The organism is Brachymonas sp. KE5 (assembly GCF_057773645.1).
This window is the reverse complement of record NZ_CM173463.1, coordinates 1,912,079-1,929,665: the sequence shown is the minus strand read 5'-3', so window position 1 is coordinate 1,929,665 and position 17,587 is coordinate 1,912,079. Positions and strand designations below refer to the sequence as shown.

Sequence of the window (17,587 nt, the reverse complement as noted above, 5' to 3'; positions counted from 1 at the left end):
GGGCCTGCGTTTGCGTGGGGGATGGGCCCATACTACCCGCCTGCGCCTGAAAGGGCACGCGCAAGACGTTGCGCACTGTAAATGCAGCCCCCGAGAAAAGTGCCTTCCAGCGCGCGCAGCCCGTTCATGCCGCCACCGCCGAAACCGGCAGCCTCGCCAATCGCGTACAGGCCGGGAATGGTGCTGCCATCCGGCCGCAGTGCCTCGCAGGCCAGATTGGTGTGGATGCCGCCCAGGCTCTTGCGGCTGATGATGTTTTCGCGGATGGCGATCAGCGGCAGCGCCTTTCCGTCCAGAATCGGCTGGGCCTTGCAGATGCGCAGCCGGTCGCCTTTCCAGCGTCGCAGTTCGGCGATGCGCTGGCGTTGCGGATCGGTGCTGGCCTCGCCCTTGGCGACTTCGGCGTCGTAACGCGCAACCCCGTCGCACAGCGTTTCTGCCTGGACAGCATCGCCGCCCTGCAGGGCGTTCATGCGTTCGGCCAGTTCCTCCAGCGATTGCGCCACCACCACGTCCGTGCTGTGCGCCAGCACCTCGTCCACCAGCCGCCGGTTGCCCAGCAGCAGTTCGCGCAGCAAGCCCAGCTTGCTGTGCTCGCGGATGGACGGATTGAACTCGGCCCCGGAAATCGCCAGCTCCTTCAGCGCGATGCGGCGGTTGAGCAGTTGCCAGGACCAGGGGCGCTCCTGCGCGCAGATCTGCGTCACCAGATCGCGCGTGTCATAGCCGCTGACCAGCGGTGGCCAGATGCGCTCGCCGCGCCAGTTCAGCCACAGCGCCGAGCGCGGCGGCACCAGCGACAGCCCATGGTCCGGCTTGCGCGGCCGCCAGTGGCGGATGCCGGCCGCGTAGTTCCACTGCCGGTCCAGATGCGTCAGCTCGGCGCCGGCCTGCTGCGCTGCGCGATGCAGCCGGCCATCGGCAAAAGGATGCGCGCCGTTGAGCAGCCCCTGCGGTGGCCGGTTCCAGTCCGCATGCCAATGCTGCCGCACCAGATCCAGATTGCCATTGATGCCGCCGGCAGCCACCACCACGACCGGTGCTTCGGCCTCGAACGGCACTCCGGTATCCTCGCGCAGGCCGCTGCATCCGTGGACGCCTCCCGCGCTCGTCAGCAGACTCTCCACCCGATGCCCGCACAGCAGCGTCAGCCGCTCGCGCTGCGGGTGCTGCAGCAGGCGTTGCACCAGCGTCTGCATCAGGCCATGCCCGGTGCCCCACACCACATGCCAGCGCGGCACCGTGTTGCCGCCGCCCTCGGGCGTCATGCCGCGCTCCACCCACAGCGGCAGCGGCAGGAATGACAGCCCCTGCGCCCGCAGCCAGTGGTACACATCCTGCAGACAGTCGTGCACATAATGCTCGGCCCAACGGCGGGGCCAGTGGTCGATACTTTCGTCGCGGCCGAACGCGCCGAAGCGCAGCCAGTCCTGCAGCGCGCGGTCCGGTGAATCCTGGATGCGCTGGCGCCGCTGTTCGGGCGTATCCACCAGCAGGATGCCGCCAAAGCTCTCCTTCGCCAGTCCACCCAGATTCTGTTCGCTGTCGCGGTCCAGCAGCAGCACGCGCCGGCCCTGATCCAGCAGGCGCAGGGCGCACACAATCCCCGCCAGTCCGGCTCCGATGATCAGGATATCGCCCGCATGTCGCTCCACACCGTCTCCCGAAAAAGAACGGTCGTATCATAGAAAACCGGTCAGCCCGGGGCTACTGAGGTTTTCCAGTAGGGCAGGGCATGGGCTGCGCTACCATCGCGGCATGAACCGTCCCGGCGCTCCGACCCTGTCCGAATCCGTCAGCTACCCGCAATGGCAGCGCGCCCAGGGCAGCCGCTGGTGGAATCCATGGCTGGCCCTGCTGGTATTCGGCCTGTTCTACGGTGGCACGCTGTACGGCCTGCGCTTGTTGATCGATTGGTCCGGCTGGGCGCCCGGCATGGATGCGATGCCGCAAATGCTGCTTCTGCTCAACCTGTCGCTGATCGGGCTGATTCCCGCCAGCCTGCTGGCGGTGCGGCTGGGTTTTCTGCACTCTGCGGGCTCCCTGCTCTCGCTATGGCAGCGCATGCGCTGGGGCTGGCTGTTGCGCGCCTGGGCCGTGGGCTGGCTGGCCATGGGGCCGCTGTTGCTGCTGGATCTGTTCCTGGTCGCGCCCCATCCCATCAACCTGCGCAGCGAATGGTTCTGGCCGCTGCTGATGATGGTGCTGCTCACGCCGCTGCAATGTGCGGGCGAGGAGATGGCATTCCGTGGCCTGGCGGCCCAGATCGTGGGCAGCTGGTGGCGCCGTCGCGGGGTGGCGGTCGCCATGTCCCTGCTGATTCCCTCGCTGCTGTTTGCCATGGTGCACGGTCCGCAGGACGGACCCCTGTTCCTGGCCCGCTTCGGCCTGGGCCTGCTGTTCGGATGGCTCAGCTGGCGCACGGGCGGGCTGGAAGCAGCGATTGCGCTGCATACCCTGAACAACCAGACCGCCTTCCTCGACGCCATCCTGACCAACCGTCTGCGGGAGGCGCTGTTCATGACGCAGGTCGAGTGGGTCACGGCCATCGTGCAACTGCTGCTCGTCGGACTGGCTGCCTGGCTGATCCTGCGGGCCTATCACCAGCGCGAGGCCGCACGCTGGACGCCGCCGCGCTGGCCGGATCACCTCCGTCCGGCAGCGCGGCCCGCACCCTGATCGGTGCATCGGCTACAATCGCAACATTGTTGCAGTAATGCGCCCCATGCCTTGCTGCCGTTTCCTCCCCGTTTTTCCATGAAATCCCTCCTGCTCGATGGCATGCTGTGGCGCCTGCTCTGGGTAGCCGTGCTGCTTGCCCTGATCTGGCTCATCTACTTTGCGGTGGTCTGACCATGCCGCTCGTGCTCGACAACATCACCGTCAGCTACCGCAGCGTGCCCGCCGTGCACCATGTCTACGCACGCTTCGACGAAGGCAGCTCCTGGGCCATCTTCGGCCCCAACGGCGCCGGCAAAAGCACGCTGCTCAAGGCCATGATGCGCCTGCTGCCCATAGACACCGGCACCGTGCACTGGCAGGGCCTGCAGCGGCACGACCTGGCCTACCTGCCGCAACTGGCCGAAATCGACCGCACCCTGCCCATGAGCGTGTTCGAACTCACCGCGCTCGGCCTGTGGCACGAAATGGGCAGTTTCGGCGGCCTGCGTCCGCAGCAGCGCGCCCGTGTGCACGAGGCGCTGGAGCGCGTCGGCATGTCCGCCCAGGCGCAGCGCCCGATCGCGGCCCTCTCCAGCGGCCAGTTCCAGCGCGTGCTGTTCGCCCGCATGCTGGTGCAGCAGGCGCGCTTCCTGCTGCTGGACGAACCCTTCAATGCCATGGATGCCCACACCACGCAAGCCCTGCTGCAGGTGCTGCGCGATTGCGTCGCTGCCGGCAAGGGCGTGATTGCCGTGGTGCACGACCGCGAACAGGCACGCAGCCAGTTCGACAACACCCTGCTGCTGGCGCGCGAAGTGGTCGCCAGCGGCCCCTCGCGCCAGGTCCTCACCCCCGGGAACCTGCACCAGGCCGACGGCTTCCGCCAGGAAGAGCGCGCCGACGAATGGTGCGATGTGCAGCCCGAACAACTCGCTCCCACGCAGCATGCCCATCACCACCATGATTGACGCCAGCCTGCTGCACGATCTGCTGATCGGCCCTTTCCTCGAATTCGACTTCATGCGCCGTGCCTTGGCCGGCGTGCTGTTCCTCTCGCTCAGCGCCGCGCCCATCGGCGTGCTGCTGATGCTGCGCCGCATGAGCCTGATGGGCGACGCCATCAGCCACGCGGTGTTGCCCGGCGTGGCGGCCGGCTACATGCTGGCCGGCTTCAACATCACCGCCATGGGTCTGGGCGGACTGGTTGCCGGGCTGGTGGTGGCGCTGGGCGTCGGCCTGGCCAGCCGCTACTCCAGCCTCAAGGAAGACGCCAACTTCGCTGCCTTCTACCTCACCTGCCTGGCCATTGGCGTGCTCATGGTCAGCCGGCAGGGCAGCCAGGTCGATCTGCTGCACCTGCTGTTCGGTTCGGTGCTGGCGGTGGACGTGCCCACGCTCACGCTGGTGGCCGGCGTGGCCAGCATCACGCTGGTGGTACTGGCGCTTATCTACCGGCCGCTGCTGGTGCAGATCGTCGATCCCGTTTTCCTGCAGGCCGTGGGCGCGCGCGGCACGCTCTGGCATGTGCTGTTCCTGATGCTGGTCGTGCTCAACCTGGTGGCCGGCTTCCAGGCGCTCGGCACCTTGATGGCCGTGGGCCTGATGATGCTGCCAGCCATCACCGCACGGCTCTGGCGCGACCGCATGGGCAGCATCATGCTGCTGGCCGTGGCCATCGCGCTGGCATGCGGCTACGGCGGCCTGCTGCTGTCCTTCCATGTCGACCTGCCGTCCGGCCCCGCCATCATCCTGCTCTGCGGCGGTGTCTACCTGTTCTCCCTCCTGTTCGCCAGCCAGGGCGGCATGATTCCGCGCTGGCTCTCCCACCGCCGCCATCAGCGCGCCGGTTTTACCTCACCCCGAAAGGATGCCCCATGACCCGTTACCTCAAGACGCTGCTAGCCACCTGCACCCTCGCTGCCGGACAGGCGTTTGCCGCCGCACCGCTGCCCGTGGTGGCCAGTTTCAGCATCCTGGGCGACGTGGCCCGCGCCATCGGCGGCGAGCGCGTGAAGGTGGAAACGCTGGTCGGCCCCAACCAGGATGCGCACGTCTACCAGGCCAAGCCGGCCGACATCCAGAAAATCCGCGCCGCCAAGGTGGTGCTGGTCAACGGTCTGGGTTTTGAAGGCGCCAGCATTCAGCGCGCCGTGCGCGACAGCAAGGTCTACAACCTGGCCGTGAGCAAGGGCATCTCCACCATCAAGGTCGAGAATGATCACGACCATGACCACAAGGGGCATGACCACGGCCACGACCATGGCGACGTCGATCCCCACGTCTGGACCGATCCTGCCGCCATGCAGCGCTACGCCCAGAACGTGGCCGGCGCCCTGATCATTGCTGACCCCGAAGGCCGCCTCTACTACGGCCAGCGCCTGCTCGACTACCAGCAGACCCTGCGCGAACTCGACAACTGGGCCGCCCAGCAATTCAATACCATTCCCAAGGCACAGCGCAAGGTGCTGACCGGCCACGACGCTTTCGCCTACCTTGGCAAGCGCTACGAGGTGCAGTTCCTGTCGCCACAGGGAACCAGCACCGAAAGCGAAGCCTCGGCCCGCACGGTGGCCAGGCTGATCCAGCAGGTGAAGAAGGAACAGGTCAAGGCCGTGTTCGTCGAGAACATCAAGGATCCGCGTCTGGTGCAGCAGCTGGCGAAAGAGGCGGGCGTAACGGTACAGACCGAGCCGCTTTACGCCGACGCCCTGAGCCCCGCCGGCGGTCCGGCCACCAGCTACGTGAACATGATGCGCCACAACGTGACGCAGATGGTCAAGGCGATGAAATAAGCCGGAGAACCGACAGCGCGCGACGGCTTATTCCAGGAACAGCCCCGGATCCACCGAAGCCTGGTTGAGCAGCACCGACCAGTGCAGATGCGGCCCCGTCACGCGCCCAGTGGCTCCCACGGCACCGACCGTCTGGCCGCGCTTCACGGTCTGCCCCGGCTTCACGTCGATGCGGCTCAGGTGGCACAGCATGCTCAGCAGCCCCTGTCCATGGTCGATCCAGACCGTGTTGCCGTTGAAGAAATAATCCCCGGTATCGATCACCGTGCCATCCGCCGGCGCCACCACCGCCTGCCCGGTCGGCGCCGGAATATCCGCCCCGCTGTGCGGCGCACGCGGCTGGCCGTTGAACACGCGGCGCTTGCCAAAGGAGTTGCTCAGCGTACCCGCGGTCGGCTGCAGCAATCGCAGCGAAAACGCAGCATCCCGGCTGAACACCTGCTTCACCCTGGCCTGGTGCGCCGCCTCGCGCTGGTAGCGCGCCGTGTCCTCGGGCGACAGGTCCACCACCTTGGGCGATACCTTCAGATGCTGCTCGGCGTAGGCCTTGGGGGCAATCGCGTAGTCGATGGTGCGCGTGCCCTTGCCATCGCGCAGGGTCAGGCGGGCACTGCCGGCTTCGGCCGACAGCGGAATGCCCACCACGGCCACCATGCCGCGCGTATCGGTGCTGAGCAGTACCGGGGTGCCTTCGGCCGTGCTCACCCTGGCTTCGCCCTCGATATGGCCCAGCGGCACAATCGCCACGCCGCCGGGCACGGCTTCCTGCCGGGGCAGAGCAGGCAGCGGCGGCATCGCCATGGCAGCGCGCGCACCGGCCAGTGCGCCGGTAGCCAGCAGGGCCTGCAGCAGCACACGACGGGGCAGCAGGGAGAGGGTGTCCGCGTCTTCGGCCACGGGGGCGATGGTGCGCGGATACAAGCTGGAAGCGAAGGTCATGGCTACTCCTCAATACCTTGCCGTCATGCTAGGGCCAAAATCGCCCGATGCGTCGCCGCGCCGGTAAAAAAGCGTGATTGATATCCGCATTGCCGGAAGGGATGCCGGCGCACCGGCAGGCAGCACATGCAGGGCGACGCACAATCGACCCATGTCCCCTGCAAGGAGTTCTGCCATGTACCACCTGCAACGCGCCTACGATTTCGATGCCGAATCCGGAAAACACGCCGTTCTGCTCGATCGCCTGTGGCCGCGTGGCCTGCGCAAACAGCGGCTCGAGGGCGTCATATGGGAAAAGGATGCCACGCCCTCCAACGAACTGCGCGGCTGGTTCCATGAGGATCCGCAGGAGCGCTTCGACAGCTTTGGCACGCGCTTCACGCAGGAGCTGGCAGACAGCGACGCCGCCCAGGAGGCTCTCAAGCGCATCCGTGCCCTGCATCGCAAGTTCGGCTCATTGACCCTGCTGACGGCCGCCAGGGATCCGGATCGCAGCCACCTCAGCGTACTGGCCAAGGTGCTGAAACAGCGGGGCAAGGCAGCGTCCTGAAACCGTGCGGGCAAAGAGGTTCAGTTCCGGTCCTGCTGCCAGCCCTGCACCAGCGCCCCCAGCGCAATGCCGGCCACCGCCCACAACAGCGTCCAGTTGCCAGCGCCAAGGCCCGCAATCGCCGGGCCCGGGCACACCCCTGTCAGCCCCCAGCCGATCCCGAAAATCGCCGACCCCGTCAGCGTCTCGCGATCCCAGGCACTCGGATGCTTGCCGAACTCGCCGCCCAGCAGTGGATGGCGCAGCACCAGCGGCAGCAGCTTGTACGCCAGCAGCGTCACCACCACGCCGCCGCCCATCACCAGCGCCAGACCGAAGTCGCGCAATTGCAGAAAGCTCAGCACCACTTCCGGCCGGATCATGGTGGACAGTGCCAGGCCAAAGCCGAACAGCGCACCGGCTGCCACGGTTGCAATAGTCTTGCCCATGCTCATGCCAGCCACCTCGTCACCAGATTCGCCGTCAGAAAGGCCGTGCCCATGAAGGTCAGCACCGCCAGCAGGGAGGGGCGCTGCAGCGAGCCAAGCCCGCAAATGCCGTGGCCGGACGTGCAGCCATTGGCACGACGCGCGCCATAGCCGGTGAGGAAACCACCTGCCAGCAGCAGCCACCAGGGCATCTGCGTGGTTTCGCGCGAGCCATCGCCCAGCCACAGCCACCACACCAGCGCGCCCAGGATCAGCCCGGCGGCGTATTCCAGCCGCCAGCGGCGCGTGTCGGTGAACTTGGCCTGCTGAAAGAAAGGGCGCTGCACCACATAGCTCCAGCTGCTGCTGAACACCGAACTCATGCCGCCGATGCGGCCCGTGAGGAGGAACAGTAGCGCGACACCGCCGCCGATGCAAATGCCACCCAGCAAATAGTGCTGCCAACCCAGGGGAAAGAGGGAAGAAATCGTCATCCCGCCATTATCCCCGCCCATCTCCCGTTGGTTCGCCCCTGTCGGGTGCGTAAGCAGCTGTAACCCGTGCCCACCCTGCAATTCGCAGCCGCTGAAGTGTGAAGTTTTGCACGCATGCCACGAGCTTCGACGACACGGACGGTGAAACGGTGACTGCACCATGTCAGTTTGCTGTCATGGTTCCGTCCTCATTCGGTTACTGCAGGAACATTTGAAAACGTGGATAGGACTGGTCCTACAAGGCTGGCCCGGCGCGGGTTTTTAAGGTTCGCCCTGTCGTCGTCGTTGCGCGGCGGCTCGTGTTCAACAACCCCAAGGATTTCCGTTTTGAAAAACAACCTCCTCACCGCTCTGCTAACCTCCGCTTCCCTGATGGCCGGTTCCGTGGCCATGGCCCAGACTGCTGTCGAACATGCACCCGCAACGCCGTCTCCCGCGGCTGAAGCCGCTCCTTCCAGCGCGATGCCGTCCCCCGCATCCATGGGTGACAAGGCTGGCGCCCCGATGGCTGCCACGCCGTCTGCCAACGCAACGGCCGCCGGCGCCGAGCCGGGTGCACTGGCGGCCACTCCGGCCAGCCGCATGGATGCCGAGCGCGTAGGCACCACCGAGCCGGGCGCGGACGAAATTGCCAGCGAAAAAAGCCGCACCGCCAAGAAGCCGGTGAAGCAGGCCAGCACCAAGAAGTCGGTGAAAAAAGCCAAGTCCGCCAAGGCGGGCAAGACCCACAAGGCTGCCGTGCAGACGAAAAATGCCGCTGGCGTGCAGCCCGGCGTGCCCACCAACCTGCAGTAACTCCCGGCTGATGGCGGCCGCTCCACCGTCACCTGTGGCGGAGCGGCTTCCGAAGCCAGGCGCCTGTGCAGCGTGCTCCGCTGCCGGCGCCTTTTTTCATCCGCGCGTGAACGCGAACGCCCCCAGCAGCACCAGCGATACGCCAATCAGGCGCAGCGGCGTGACCTCCCGTGCGGGCAAGCCGATCAGGCCGAAATGGTCGAGCAGCAGCGCCATGCCCAGCTGGCCCGCCACCATCAGCACCACCACCATGGCCACCCCGATGCGCGGCGCCGCCACAATTCCGGTCAGCACGAAAAACGCGCCCAGCACGCCGCCAAGCCACATCCACCAACTGGTGCGCAGCAGCATCGCGGTGTCCGGCAGGCTGCCGCGCAGGATGCCGAAATACACCAGCGCCAGCGCAATGGTGCCGACGGCAAACGAAACCAGGCTGGCCAGCACCGGGCTCTGAAACAGGACGGCACGCAACTGGCTGTTGATGGCGGTCTGTACCGGAATGAATGCCCCTGCTAAAAACACTAAAGCAATCATAAGGTTACGCATCGTGTTTCCTACTAACGCGGAAAAGAATGCTTATATATTATCAAAAGTACTATATAAAGCAGGCTCAACATGGGGCATATCCTCGCCGAAACGCGCCTCGCCCGATCCTTGCCGGACGTTACTGTTTGTTGCCGAGTATGTTGTTGGCTACCCGAAAGAGCCCATCAACGGGGTTGTTGGGGCCGATGAGCGCGGGGAGGTCGATTCTGAAGGACAACGAGCCGGGGTCGACGTGGTGATGCGACACGACATCATCGCGTCTGAGCACTTGGACGGCCGTGTCGCCCATGTCGTATCCACGCACGAAGGCGGGGGTGAACCCCATAGTAAAGGGTGCGTCATGCGACATGGCTGGGTGCCGGTAGCCAATGCCTGACTCCGAGCCATACTCTTCTACGTGGGACAAGAAGCTGTCCACGAGCGCATCACCCCCTGTGGTTTTTAGTCTGTCAACGACGCGCTGCGTAAGTTGAGGGACGGTGAAGGCGTTGGGGCTGGGCTCTGAGTACTGGAGACCGATGCTTACGAGTAATAGGCCTTCCTCCTTCGGCGTGATGTCGTCGCCGAGGAATGGCTCGACCTGATGTGTGCCCTGCACAATGTGGCTGGACGAGTCACGGGTTGTAGTTTTCACCTCTATGCCCGTCCCGTTCCAGACCAGGTCGCGGGCTGAACGACGCCAGCCGTGCCAAGCCTCTATGAGTTGTCCGACGTACTGGTCATCGATCCGGCGGGAAATTGCATCGAGCAGTAGCAGTTCTCCGGCCAGTCCGAGCAGAGTTGCTTCGGAGAGTTCAAGTCGTTTAATGGCCAATTCGATGATCGGCTCGGTGACAGCAAAGGCTCTTGGAAGGTCGTGGTCGGCTTGCTCGCGCAGAAGTTCGGTAGCGATCAATGCGGCAACCTGGTCGAAGTGTCCGTAGGCTGGGAATAGCAACCGAGTGGCGCTCAAACCCGCGCCATTTGCACGGTGCCATGAGTGGTACTGGATGGCCTTGCGGACGGTCTTTATCTTGGGTTGCAACTCCGGGCCTGCAAGAAACAATTCAATGTGTCCTAAGTGGTCGCGAGCAGCACCGACTACCTCCGCAGTTGTGAGCCAGTAGATGGTACGATCGTGTCCCTCTATGCCCTTGGGGATGGCGGAGATACGCTCGAGGATTTGTTCATAAGAGAGCATGACGCGTCTCGTCTCTCAGGGCAGGGTCGTAGTGGCGCGTGTAGCGGCGAATTGTTCCGGCCCGCCGGCGGGAAGGCACAGGCCGATAGCGATGGCAGGGTAAGGCTGCGTGGGGCGCTGGTTAACGTATATCAGGATTTGACCGTCCGACCCAGCCGGACGCCACGAGGAATCCACCAACTTGACGGGTGGCGGCTGGTTGCGGTGATGGTAGTCGAAGTAGAGGTCGCCTCGATAATCCCCTGAGTTTGCATTGGGAGTGCTGGTGCCCCAGGTTGTGGTCAGTTCACCGTTTGGACCAATGCCTTTCACCGTGGTCAGGACATCGAATGGAAGTTTGTTTAGAAGGCCGTTTTGGACAGGTGGACCGTCGCCAAAGCGGATACCCATCCAAAAGCGGGGCTGTGTCGCCTGCTTAGTCTGCAGGTTGGCCATGCTCCATAGGCGACCCGGTTCACCGGTGACGAACAGCCCCTTTACAGGCCGAGTCAGACTCGCCGCCCATAGCCGGAGATAGGCGGCAATCGAATATGGGCATACTCGTCGTGCTGGGTCGCCTGAACCGCGGATTGGAGGTCGGTACAGGCCGGGCTGAGCCAAGAGTCCTTCGGCGGAAACGCGCGCCTCGATTTGGGCCCAGTGCTTCCCAAGATCGCTGTCGTCGCCGGGGCGGTACGCGTCATAGCGGAGTTGGTCCAGCCAGTCGGCTGCCTCTACAAGAGTCAGCGGCTTGTCCAGAATTCGGCCAAGGTTCCTAGAGCCTTCGGTTACCGATGAAGACGTTTTGGCCTGGAACATTGTGGCGAGTAGGTCTGCATTGGGATCTGGAACACTACCGTCGTTCAACAGGGTTAGAAAAGGGCGTCCGCCCGGCGAGAGCGGGTAATTGCGGACGTTGGCGATCTTCCCAGTGGCACTGAAGTTCATTCCCTGAAGGACAGCTGGGTTGGGCGCACCGCCCATCATCCGCTGGGTAATGGAGGTGCGGATCGCCTCATCGATGTCGTGGTAGGCGCTGAAGAGGGCGAGTTGGTCTTCGGCAGCGAACACACGGCACAACTCGATGTAGCGTCCACGATAGCCGAACCACCGCTGCATCTGCATCTGGGTGTCGGCCAGTGGTGCATTGCTGGAGCGCTGGAACAGCGCCGTTGTCATGCCCTCGAGCGTGAGGCCACGTGCCATCACATTTCCGGATACGAAAATGGTGCTAAGGTCGCGAGGAGCCTTCCAGCGCCCTGAGTGATCGTCAAACTCGGGTTCGTAAGAGGGACGGTCGTCTGCGGCTGGGTCGCTATTCACGACAGACACTCGGGTTCCCGGAATGATCTCTTCTGCCAAGAGGGCCATTAGGGTCGGCTTGTCTGGGAAAACGTGCGGGTGGACCATATTGAACTCGGTCTCGATGGCCGTCGCGGAGGCCTCGTACCGGTTGAGCCACGCCATCCACGGGCTGGGGTTGGCGTTTAGTTGTGCCACGAGAGCATCTGGCAGGGTCGCGATCCCGTCGTTCAGAAGATCGCGAGCGGTGGTGCGGTCAGGTACTCCGGCCCAAAGCAGAATTTCTTCGGCGGACTGAAAATGGTCCTGGATGTTGGCCGAGGGATGGTACAGCATCGAGTGCGGTGCCATGATAGAGGCTCGGGCCTGTTCCGGTGTGTCATAGGTCTGGCTGGCTGCGGTGACTGGTCCGACTAGTTTGGAGCGGTGAAGACGGATGGCGCCGGCCACGAGAAAGGCCCTGACTGCCTCGGCACGGTCCTCATCAGGATCGGTGGTGAGCGGTCGGGCTAGGCATGCCCGCATGCCACGTCGATAGAATATTTCCCCCCCGGTGTAGAAGCAGGATAGGCCTTGGGGTTCCGGGTAGGTGGATGAACGTGGTGCGTTGAGGTTACCTGGGTTCGCACGGTCGATCATGTGTCCTATGTCTAGCGGCGTGCGCAGGGACGCCAGGAAATCTCTTGGAGCGAGGGGGTTGTGGTCTTCTTGGAGGAGGTTCGCTTGAGGTGTGGCAGTGTAGGCGATGTAGGTGGTGAAGAGGTTATCAGGTGAACCCTGGGGCGGGTCCCACAAGTTAGCGATCGTGCGGGGAATCTGCTTCAGGTTGCCATATAAGGGGTCCTGCCCGGTCTCAGCGATAGCGTCCAGGATCGAGCCATCGTCGGCTTCGTCGTCGAGGACCAGCATATGCACAGGACGATCGAGGGCCTCAACTGCATCGAAAACGTTCTTGCGGAGGCTATTGCCAAGTGCTCGTAAGTGGTGTGTTTGCTTCATAGCAACCACGATGATTGGGCGCTTCTGGGACAGCCTCTGTTTTACTGTGGCTGACTGCAGGGCATACGTCCGTGCGAGGGGTAGGTTAGTGTCAGAGAGCACCAGGGCTGGCGCAGGACATAGGATTCGCCGTGCCCGCTTCGTCAAATCGTCTGGCCCACAGTCGAGTTGATCCAATATGCGGCCGTAGGTTTGACGCCACAACGAAAGCCGTGTGCCTGCTAGCACTACTACGACATCGACGCCTCGGTCCATCGCCAGAGCTGAGAGGCCGAGCATCGAAGCTGTCTTTCCGGATTGGACCGATCCCATGATCAGGCCCGTGCGCACTCGGCTCGCCGGCCAGGTATCGAGAGCGGGTTCCCCGATACCGAAGATTCCGCGTTCTAGTATGTAGCGGCTGTCTGCCTCAACGGATGCCCGAGCGGTTGGGCTGAGACCGTGCAACTGACCTGTGTAGCGCGACCACCAGGTGTCTGGAGTGGAGGGACCCGGAGGATAGAAGTAGACATTCTCGGTCAACGGGGGGGCCATGGGACTACTGCTCTTCCTCTGACAGCAGGGTCCCCTGTAGGGATTCGTATCCCGAAGAGCCGAAGCGATGCTTGACCGCTTGCGAAGCTTGGTTCGGGTCAATGCTCAGGAGTTCGAGCACACCCTTTGCGATTCGGGCAATGTAGTCCCACTGGGTCTTGGTCTGAGCTTTCTCGATCCGTTTCCAGGCTGGACTGCTGGTGGCAGCGTAGATGCCCGAGGCGTTCTGCACGATTCGGTTTTCGATGTCGTCTGGGGATGCAGCAAGGGCGAAGGCCATGCCGACCACGGACCCGACTAGTTGGAGTTCCTGCCACTTGGCGCCCTTGCCATCGTCCATGAACTTCTCCGACCACACTTCCGAGTGGCGCGCGTGGAGATCAAAGGTCTTGGTTAGCCAGTCGAACAGATCGGTCAGGACTTGCTTATTGCGCAGCGGATGCTGCTTGTCGTCCTGCACGAGGGACATAAACTGATCGATATGTCCAGCGGTAGTCCTGACTTTCTGGTCTCCCGTGTCCAGCAACAGCACGGATAGGATCCACGAAAGGATTTTGGTACGACGGTATCGGCCGCGTCCGATACCGTAGTCCGACAAGGTTTTGGCAATCGTTGCGAGTTCGGGTACTTTGGCAAGCGAGGGAGCGATCGCGGCAACGTCGACGCGTGGGTCGGCATCTCCAGCTGCCGCGAGGATGGCCGGGGTAAGTTCGATTTCGTGGAAGGCCGCGTTGCGAATCTCTTCGGCGTTCAGGTGGACGCCCTGTTTGTTGTAAAGCTTGAAGACGTCGTGGATCTGGCGCGGGTCCGCTTGGGTGTAGCGGATCACGGGCACCTTGTAATTCGTGGTCTTTGTGAAGAGCTTCTCTACGGTCATGTTTGCACCTGCGACCGTGATAACGTTCCTGAGGATCTGCGTATAGTACTTGCCTTGAAGAGGCTCTAGCGCCGGGCCCGTGAGCCCACCGCTGCCGTTGTTGCGCAGCTTGAAGGGAAAGTAGTAGTCGTTCTCCAGCGCTGCCGTCAGGTTCTCGCCCTCTAGCGCCTTCCAGGCCTTCTTGAAGCGTGGGTAGTCCAAACGGAAGTTCTTCAGGAGGTCCTTGCCCGGATGGCGTTCGTCTGCGGCTGCGATGCGCTCGAGTGCCGCCGGATGGGCGCCGACAAATCGCAGCAACGCGGTGAGACGCTGCTTGCCGTCTACGACCTCTTGGGGATCGGAGGGGCCGACTTCGCGCAAAATGATGGACGGAAGCGGGATACCCCGGAGCACGGACTCGATGAGCGCTTGACGATCGTTTGTGGTCCAGACGTCCCCGCGCTGGTAGGATGGCGTCAGGTTCAGGTCGGAGGTGGTGAGTTCATTTATGGAGACCACGTCGGCGCTGGCCGTGACCGGTTCGGTGCTGAACTGTTGAGAGCCGGGGTCGGACTCCTCCCATGCGTTTGTCCAGTTGCTGGTGGCCGACGCACGCGTCGACCCATCCGATTCCATTTCTTCCGTGAAGGTCTGCTGTAGGCGCACTGCGAATTCGATGCGCTGGCTAAGATGCTCCAAGGCCAGCGGAGTGAGTTGACTAGGGGTGCTTGAGGCGTCAACCCCCTCGGCGACTTCGAGGTCGAGGTTTGTGGTGAGGCTGACCAGAAAGGAGTTCCGGTCGGACGTGTGCAGTTTTTCGGGGAGGTAAAGCCAGTCTTGTACCTCGGCTAGGTGCGTCATCCAGGAGTCGGAGGCTGGGTCTATCTCCTCGGCATCGATCGACGAACTAGCGGGTGAGACACCAGTCGGAGCGTCTGAGGTTTCGGAGAGGATAGAGATTCCGGCCGCGATGCGTTCCCACAATTGGGCGCTGGGATCTTCGTCGATGAAATCGTCCTCGTCGAACTGGTTAAAGCTGTCACTAGTCATGCGGTCGCTCCAAGGTGCTCGAGGGGGTAGATAGGGATGTTGTGTAACGTTGGTCGGCTCAGGTTTGCCACGAGGGGCCCTGCGATGGCTGCCACAACTTCCGCGTTAACTGCGTTGCCTAGGGCGCGGTATGCGTTGGTGATCGAGCTGGGAAGTTCGATGTTGCCGAGGCTTTGTAGGTTGGCGCACTCCCTGGGAAGCATGTATCGGCGCTCGCCAGCGAGATTAGCCCCTAGGATGGGCACCTGCGTCTCGGTGAAGGCAACGAGGCTAGGCGCCGTAGTAGGGCGCTTTACCCGAATCCCGGAGGCACGAACCTGAAGGACGAAGTTGTCAATATTACGCTCCTCACCTTGGGCGTTCCATTCGAATTTTTGGAAGCTTGACGGGAAGTTCTCGGGATGCCACTCACTCATCCAAGGGTTGATCCATGCGTGGTTCTTCGCATAGAACTCACGGTTCTGACGGATGAACGTTTGTTTCCAGAGCGGAAACTTAAGGTCGCCTTTGCGGCCGGCATGGCTGGGGATATGTTCACGCTGCTCGTCGATGTTCAGTCCGTCTAAGGGGAATCCGAAGCTGCCCTTGACGCCACCCATGTTCCTCAAGCCCAACCAAGGGCGCCGTGCCCACACGGCGGGAGGAGTGTCGTCTTCGTAGGGGTAGGTGGCACCGAACTCCATCGACCAGATGGGGAACGAGGGCATTTTGAGTGACTTTGGCGATCTAGCGAGGAAGTCTCCCCACATGTCGATAGCACGCTGAGTGAGTTCGGGGATATGACGAGTGACCACAACGTTGTCGAGCAGACAGTCGGCGATATGCGTGGGCTCGAGCGTCTTGATTGGCCACCGGTAGTCACATAAGCCGTCTAGCGATCCTATGAAGTAGGCGCGGTCACGGACCTGCGGAATGCCGAGTTCGTGGGGTGAATAGTGGTTGACCTGGACTCGGTATCCGAGGTTTTCCAGGTTGGAAATGATCGTGCGTTCAGTATGACCATCGTTGTGACGCCGGATGTTGCGTACGTTCTCGAGGATGAAACGCCGAGGTCTCTTGACCCGGAGGACATCGTGGACCTTGAAGAAGAGGTGCCCCTGACTGGTGTCGGCGAAGCCGAGTTGGTCCCCAGCCTTTGAAAAGGGCTGGCATGGAAAACCCGCAGCCAGGACCTCGTGGTCCGGAACCTCCCTAGCGATCTTCGCGTCGGAGTCGAGGTGGTTGATGTCTGACCAAGGTTTCAGTCCGTAATTGCGGGCATAGAGGGAATTAAGAGTTGGCTCCCACTCTGCGGCAAAGACCACCTGCCCGCCCAGCCCTTCGAGTGCCTGGTGGAATCCGCCGAGGCCCGCGAACAAGTCGACGAACCTAAAGTCACCGTTCAACTCAGTGGGCATAGGGTGGGGGTACTCCTGCATCTATTCTCAAGGCCGTCGGTCTGCGCGATGTTCGGTCAATTAATGCTATCGACGACTTCGTGTCGATGCTGCGAACTTTGTCAAACTTGAATTGTATCAGCTGCATTTCTAATGGCTTGCGGCGGCGTGCTAGCATTCTTGACTCGCCCTGCAGTCCCTTGCCGCCATGTTCCTGCCGCCCCGCAACCCGACCATTTTCCACATCCTGTTCTCGCTGCGGGGTTCCATCGCGGCAAAGATCTGGCGCCGGGTCGCCTACACCATGCTGCTGTCGGTGCTGGTCAACTTCACGCATGGGCAGGTGTACGACCACAAGATCACGCTCACGCCGACCGCCTTCACCATCATGGGCCTGACGCTGGCGATTTTCCTGGGCTTTCGCAATACCGCCAGCTACGACCGTTTCTGGGAGGGGCGCAAGCTCTGGGGTGAAATGCTGATCACCTGCCGCAACCTGGCGCGCCAGTTCATCACGCTGCCCCGTGCACCGCGCGCCGAGGCCACGCGCCAGCGCGTCTATCTGGCGATCGCCTTTGCCTACGCGCTCAAGAACCAGTTGCGCGGCAAGGATCCGGCGGCCGACCTGACGCCGCTGCTGCCGCCCGAACTGCTGCAGAAAGTGCTGGCGGCGGCGAATCGTCCCACCGCCATCCTCATGGAACTGGGCCACGCCAGCCGCGAACTCGGCGAGGAGGGGCTGGATGCGCAACTGGTGGCGCGGGTGGACCACGAAATCGGTGCACTCTCGCATGTGCTGGGCGGCTGCGAGCGCATCCAGTCCACGCCGATTCCGTACACCTACGTGCTGCTGCTGCACCGCACGGTGCACATCTACTGCTTTCTGCTGCCGTTCGCGCTGATCGACACCATCGGCTATCTCACGCCGGTGATCGTGGGGGTGGTGTCCTATACCTTCTTCGGGCTGGATGCGCTGGGCGACGAGATCGCCGATCCGTTTGACGAAGAGCCGAACGACCTGCCGCTGGACGCCATCAGCCGCACCATTGACATCAACTTGCGGGCGCAGCTGGGCGAGACGGAACTGCCCGAGCCAGTGCAGGCGAAGGAGGGCGTGCTGCTCTGAC

General features: G+C 63.0%; 16 protein-coding genes. 7 read left to right on the top strand and 9 right to left on the bottom strand.

All coding sequences use genetic code 11. From position 1 onward, the window contains the following. Positions 1-32: 32 nt before the first annotated feature. Complete coding sequence (locus ACX36O_RS09260) at positions 33-1,655, bottom strand: FAD-binding dehydrogenase (RefSeq protein WP_371686563.1); 1,623 nt, start codon at positions 1,653-1,655, stop codon at positions 33-35. Between the two features lie 103 nt (positions 1,656-1,758). Here ACX36O_RS09260 and ACX36O_RS09255 point away from each other — a divergent pair, with 103 nt between their 5' ends. The 4 genes from ACX36O_RS09255 (at position 1,759) to ACX36O_RS09240 (ending at position 5,453) form a co-directional block, all read left to right on the top strand. Next, complete coding sequence (locus ACX36O_RS09255) at positions 1,759-2,679, top strand: CPBP family intramembrane glutamic endopeptidase (protein ID WP_371686564.1); 921 nt, start codon at positions 1,759-1,761, stop codon at positions 2,677-2,679. Between the two features lie 176 nt (positions 2,680-2,855). Beyond that, entirely contained in the window at positions 2,856-3,629 is a 774-nt protein-coding gene (locus ACX36O_RS09250) for a metal ABC transporter ATP-binding protein (protein WP_213361185.1), read from the top strand. Beyond that, positions 3,607-4,539: a metal ABC transporter permease gene (locus ACX36O_RS09245; protein ID WP_250131025.1), complete on the top strand. Its 933-nt coding sequence runs from the start codon at positions 3,607-3,609 to the stop codon at positions 4,537-4,539. The genes ACX36O_RS09250 and ACX36O_RS09245 overlap by 23 nt, the downstream gene beginning before the upstream one ends. Further along, positions 4,536-5,453, top strand: coding sequence for a metal ABC transporter solute-binding protein, Zn/Mn family (locus ACX36O_RS09240; RefSeq protein ID WP_371686565.1), 918 nt, complete (start codon positions 4,536-4,538; stop codon positions 5,451-5,453). Before ACX36O_RS09245 ends, ACX36O_RS09240 begins: the two co-directional genes overlap by 4 nt. 27 nt (positions 5,454-5,480) lie before the next feature. Here ACX36O_RS09240 and ACX36O_RS09235 read toward each other — a convergent pair whose 3' ends face one another. Continuing rightward, complete coding sequence (locus ACX36O_RS09235; RefSeq protein WP_371686566.1) at positions 5,481-6,392, bottom strand: peptidoglycan DD-metalloendopeptidase family protein; 912 nt, start codon at positions 6,390-6,392, stop codon at positions 5,481-5,483. A 175-nt stretch (positions 6,393-6,567) separates the two neighbouring features. Between ACX36O_RS09235 and ACX36O_RS09230 the strand changes: the two genes are divergently transcribed. Further along, complete coding sequence (locus tag ACX36O_RS09230; RefSeq protein WP_371686567.1) at positions 6,568-6,942, top strand: DUF488 domain-containing protein; 375 nt, start codon at positions 6,568-6,570, stop codon at positions 6,940-6,942. Between the two features lie 20 nt (positions 6,943-6,962). Here ACX36O_RS09230 and ACX36O_RS09225 read toward each other — a convergent pair whose 3' ends face one another. Together ACX36O_RS09225 and ACX36O_RS09220 are read right to left on the bottom strand one after the other, a co-directional pair. Further along, entirely contained in the window at positions 6,963-7,370 is a 408-nt protein-coding gene (locus tag ACX36O_RS09225) for a DUF6691 family protein (RefSeq protein ID WP_213362705.1), read from the bottom strand. Between the two features lie 2 nt (positions 7,371-7,372). Continuing rightward, entirely contained in the window at positions 7,373-7,843 is a 471-nt protein-coding gene (locus ACX36O_RS09220) for a YeeE/YedE family protein (RefSeq protein ID WP_488359682.1), read from the bottom strand. A gap of 327 nt (positions 7,844-8,170) precedes the next feature. Here ACX36O_RS09220 and ACX36O_RS09215 point away from each other — a divergent pair, with 327 nt between their 5' ends. Beyond that, positions 8,171-8,638: a hypothetical protein gene (locus ACX36O_RS09215; RefSeq protein ID WP_488359681.1), complete on the top strand. Its 468-nt coding sequence runs from the start codon at positions 8,171-8,173 to the stop codon at positions 8,636-8,638. A 96-nt stretch (positions 8,639-8,734) separates the two neighbouring features. On the opposite strand, the gene ACX36O_RS09210 is transcribed toward ACX36O_RS09215, so the two are convergent. From ACX36O_RS09210 to ACX36O_RS09190, 5 genes are all read right to left on the bottom strand, one after another. Further along, complete coding sequence (locus tag ACX36O_RS09210; protein ID WP_488359680.1) at positions 8,735-9,172, bottom strand: DMT family transporter; 438 nt, start codon at positions 9,170-9,172, stop codon at positions 8,735-8,737. Between the two features lie 130 nt (positions 9,173-9,302). Further along, positions 9,303-10,364, bottom strand: coding sequence for a PD-(D/E)XK motif protein (locus ACX36O_RS09205; protein WP_488359679.1), 1,062 nt, complete (start codon positions 10,362-10,364; stop codon positions 9,303-9,305). 15 nt (positions 10,365-10,379) lie between these two features. Then, the gene (locus ACX36O_RS09200; RefSeq protein ID WP_488359678.1) at positions 10,380-12,554 is read right to left on the bottom strand and encodes a Z1 domain-containing protein; all 2,175 of its coding nucleotides are present in this window, start codon (positions 12,552-12,554) and stop codon (positions 10,380-10,382) included. Between the two features lie 628 nt (positions 12,555-13,182). Beyond that, positions 13,183-15,084 (bottom strand): GmrSD restriction endonuclease domain-containing protein, encoded by a 1,902-nt coding sequence (locus ACX36O_RS09195; RefSeq protein ID WP_488359677.1) that lies wholly within the window; start codon positions 15,082-15,084, stop codon positions 13,183-13,185. Then, positions 15,081-16,481, bottom strand: a complete 1,401-nt coding sequence (locus tag ACX36O_RS09190; protein WP_488359676.1) for a DNA cytosine methyltransferase — start codon at positions 16,479-16,481, stop codon at positions 15,081-15,083. Before ACX36O_RS09190 ends, ACX36O_RS09195 begins: the two co-directional genes overlap by 4 nt. A gap of 187 nt (positions 16,482-16,668) precedes the next feature. Here ACX36O_RS09190 and ACX36O_RS09185 point away from each other — a divergent pair, with 187 nt between their 5' ends. Further along, positions 16,669-17,586 (top strand): bestrophin family protein, encoded by a 918-nt coding sequence (locus tag ACX36O_RS09185; RefSeq protein WP_488359675.1) that lies wholly within the window; start codon positions 16,669-16,671, stop codon positions 17,584-17,586. Position 17,587 lies beyond the last annotated feature (1 nt).

Bases quoted from the DNA above. Each gene is read 5' to 3' on its own strand.
- ACX36O_RS09255 (WP_371686564.1), top strand. From the start codon at position 1,759: ATGAACCGTCCCGGCGCTCCGACCCTGTCCGAATCCGTCAGCTACCCG.
- ACX36O_RS09250 (WP_213361185.1), top strand. From the start codon at position 2,856: ATGCCGCTCGTGCTCGACAACATCACCGTCAGCTACCGCAGCGTGCCC.
- ACX36O_RS09245 (WP_250131025.1), top strand. From the start codon at position 3,607: ATGCCCATCACCACCATGATTGACGCCAGCCTGCTGCACGATCTGCTG.
- ACX36O_RS09240 (WP_371686565.1), top strand. From the start codon at position 4,536: ATGACCCGTTACCTCAAGACGCTGCTAGCCACCTGCACCCTCGCTGCC.
- ACX36O_RS09235 (WP_371686566.1), bottom strand. From the start codon at position 6,392: ATGACCTTCGCTTCCAGCTTGTATCCGCGCACCATCGCCCCCGTGGCC.
- ACX36O_RS09230 (WP_371686567.1), top strand. From the start codon at position 6,568: ATGTACCACCTGCAACGCGCCTACGATTTCGATGCCGAATCCGGAAAA.
- ACX36O_RS09225 (WP_213362705.1), bottom strand. From the start codon at position 7,370: ATGGGCAAGACTATTGCAACCGTGGCAGCCGGTGCGCTGTTCGGCTTT.
- ACX36O_RS09220 (WP_488359682.1), bottom strand. From the start codon at position 7,843: ATGACGATTTCTTCCCTCTTTCCCCTGGGTTGGCAGCACTATTTGCTG.
- ACX36O_RS09210 (WP_488359680.1), bottom strand. From the start codon at position 9,172: ATGATTGCTTTAGTGTTTTTAGCAGGGGCATTCATTCCGGTACAGACC.
- ACX36O_RS09205 (WP_488359679.1), bottom strand. From the start codon at position 10,364: ATGCTCTCTTATGAACAAATCCTCGAGCGTATCTCCGCCATCCCCAAG.
- ACX36O_RS09200 (WP_488359678.1), bottom strand. From the start codon at position 12,554: ATGCTGGTCCTCGACGACGAAGCCGACGATGGCTCGATCCTGGACGCT.
- ACX36O_RS09195 (WP_488359677.1), bottom strand. From the start codon at position 15,084: ATGACTAGTGACAGCTTTAACCAGTTCGACGAGGACGATTTCATCGAC.
- ACX36O_RS09190 (WP_488359676.1), bottom strand. From the start codon at position 16,481: ATGCCCACTGAGTTGAACGGTGACTTTAGGTTCGTCGACTTGTTCGCG.
- ACX36O_RS09185 (WP_488359675.1), top strand. From the start codon at position 16,669: ATGTTCCTGCCGCCCCGCAACCCGACCATTTTCCACATCCTGTTCTCG.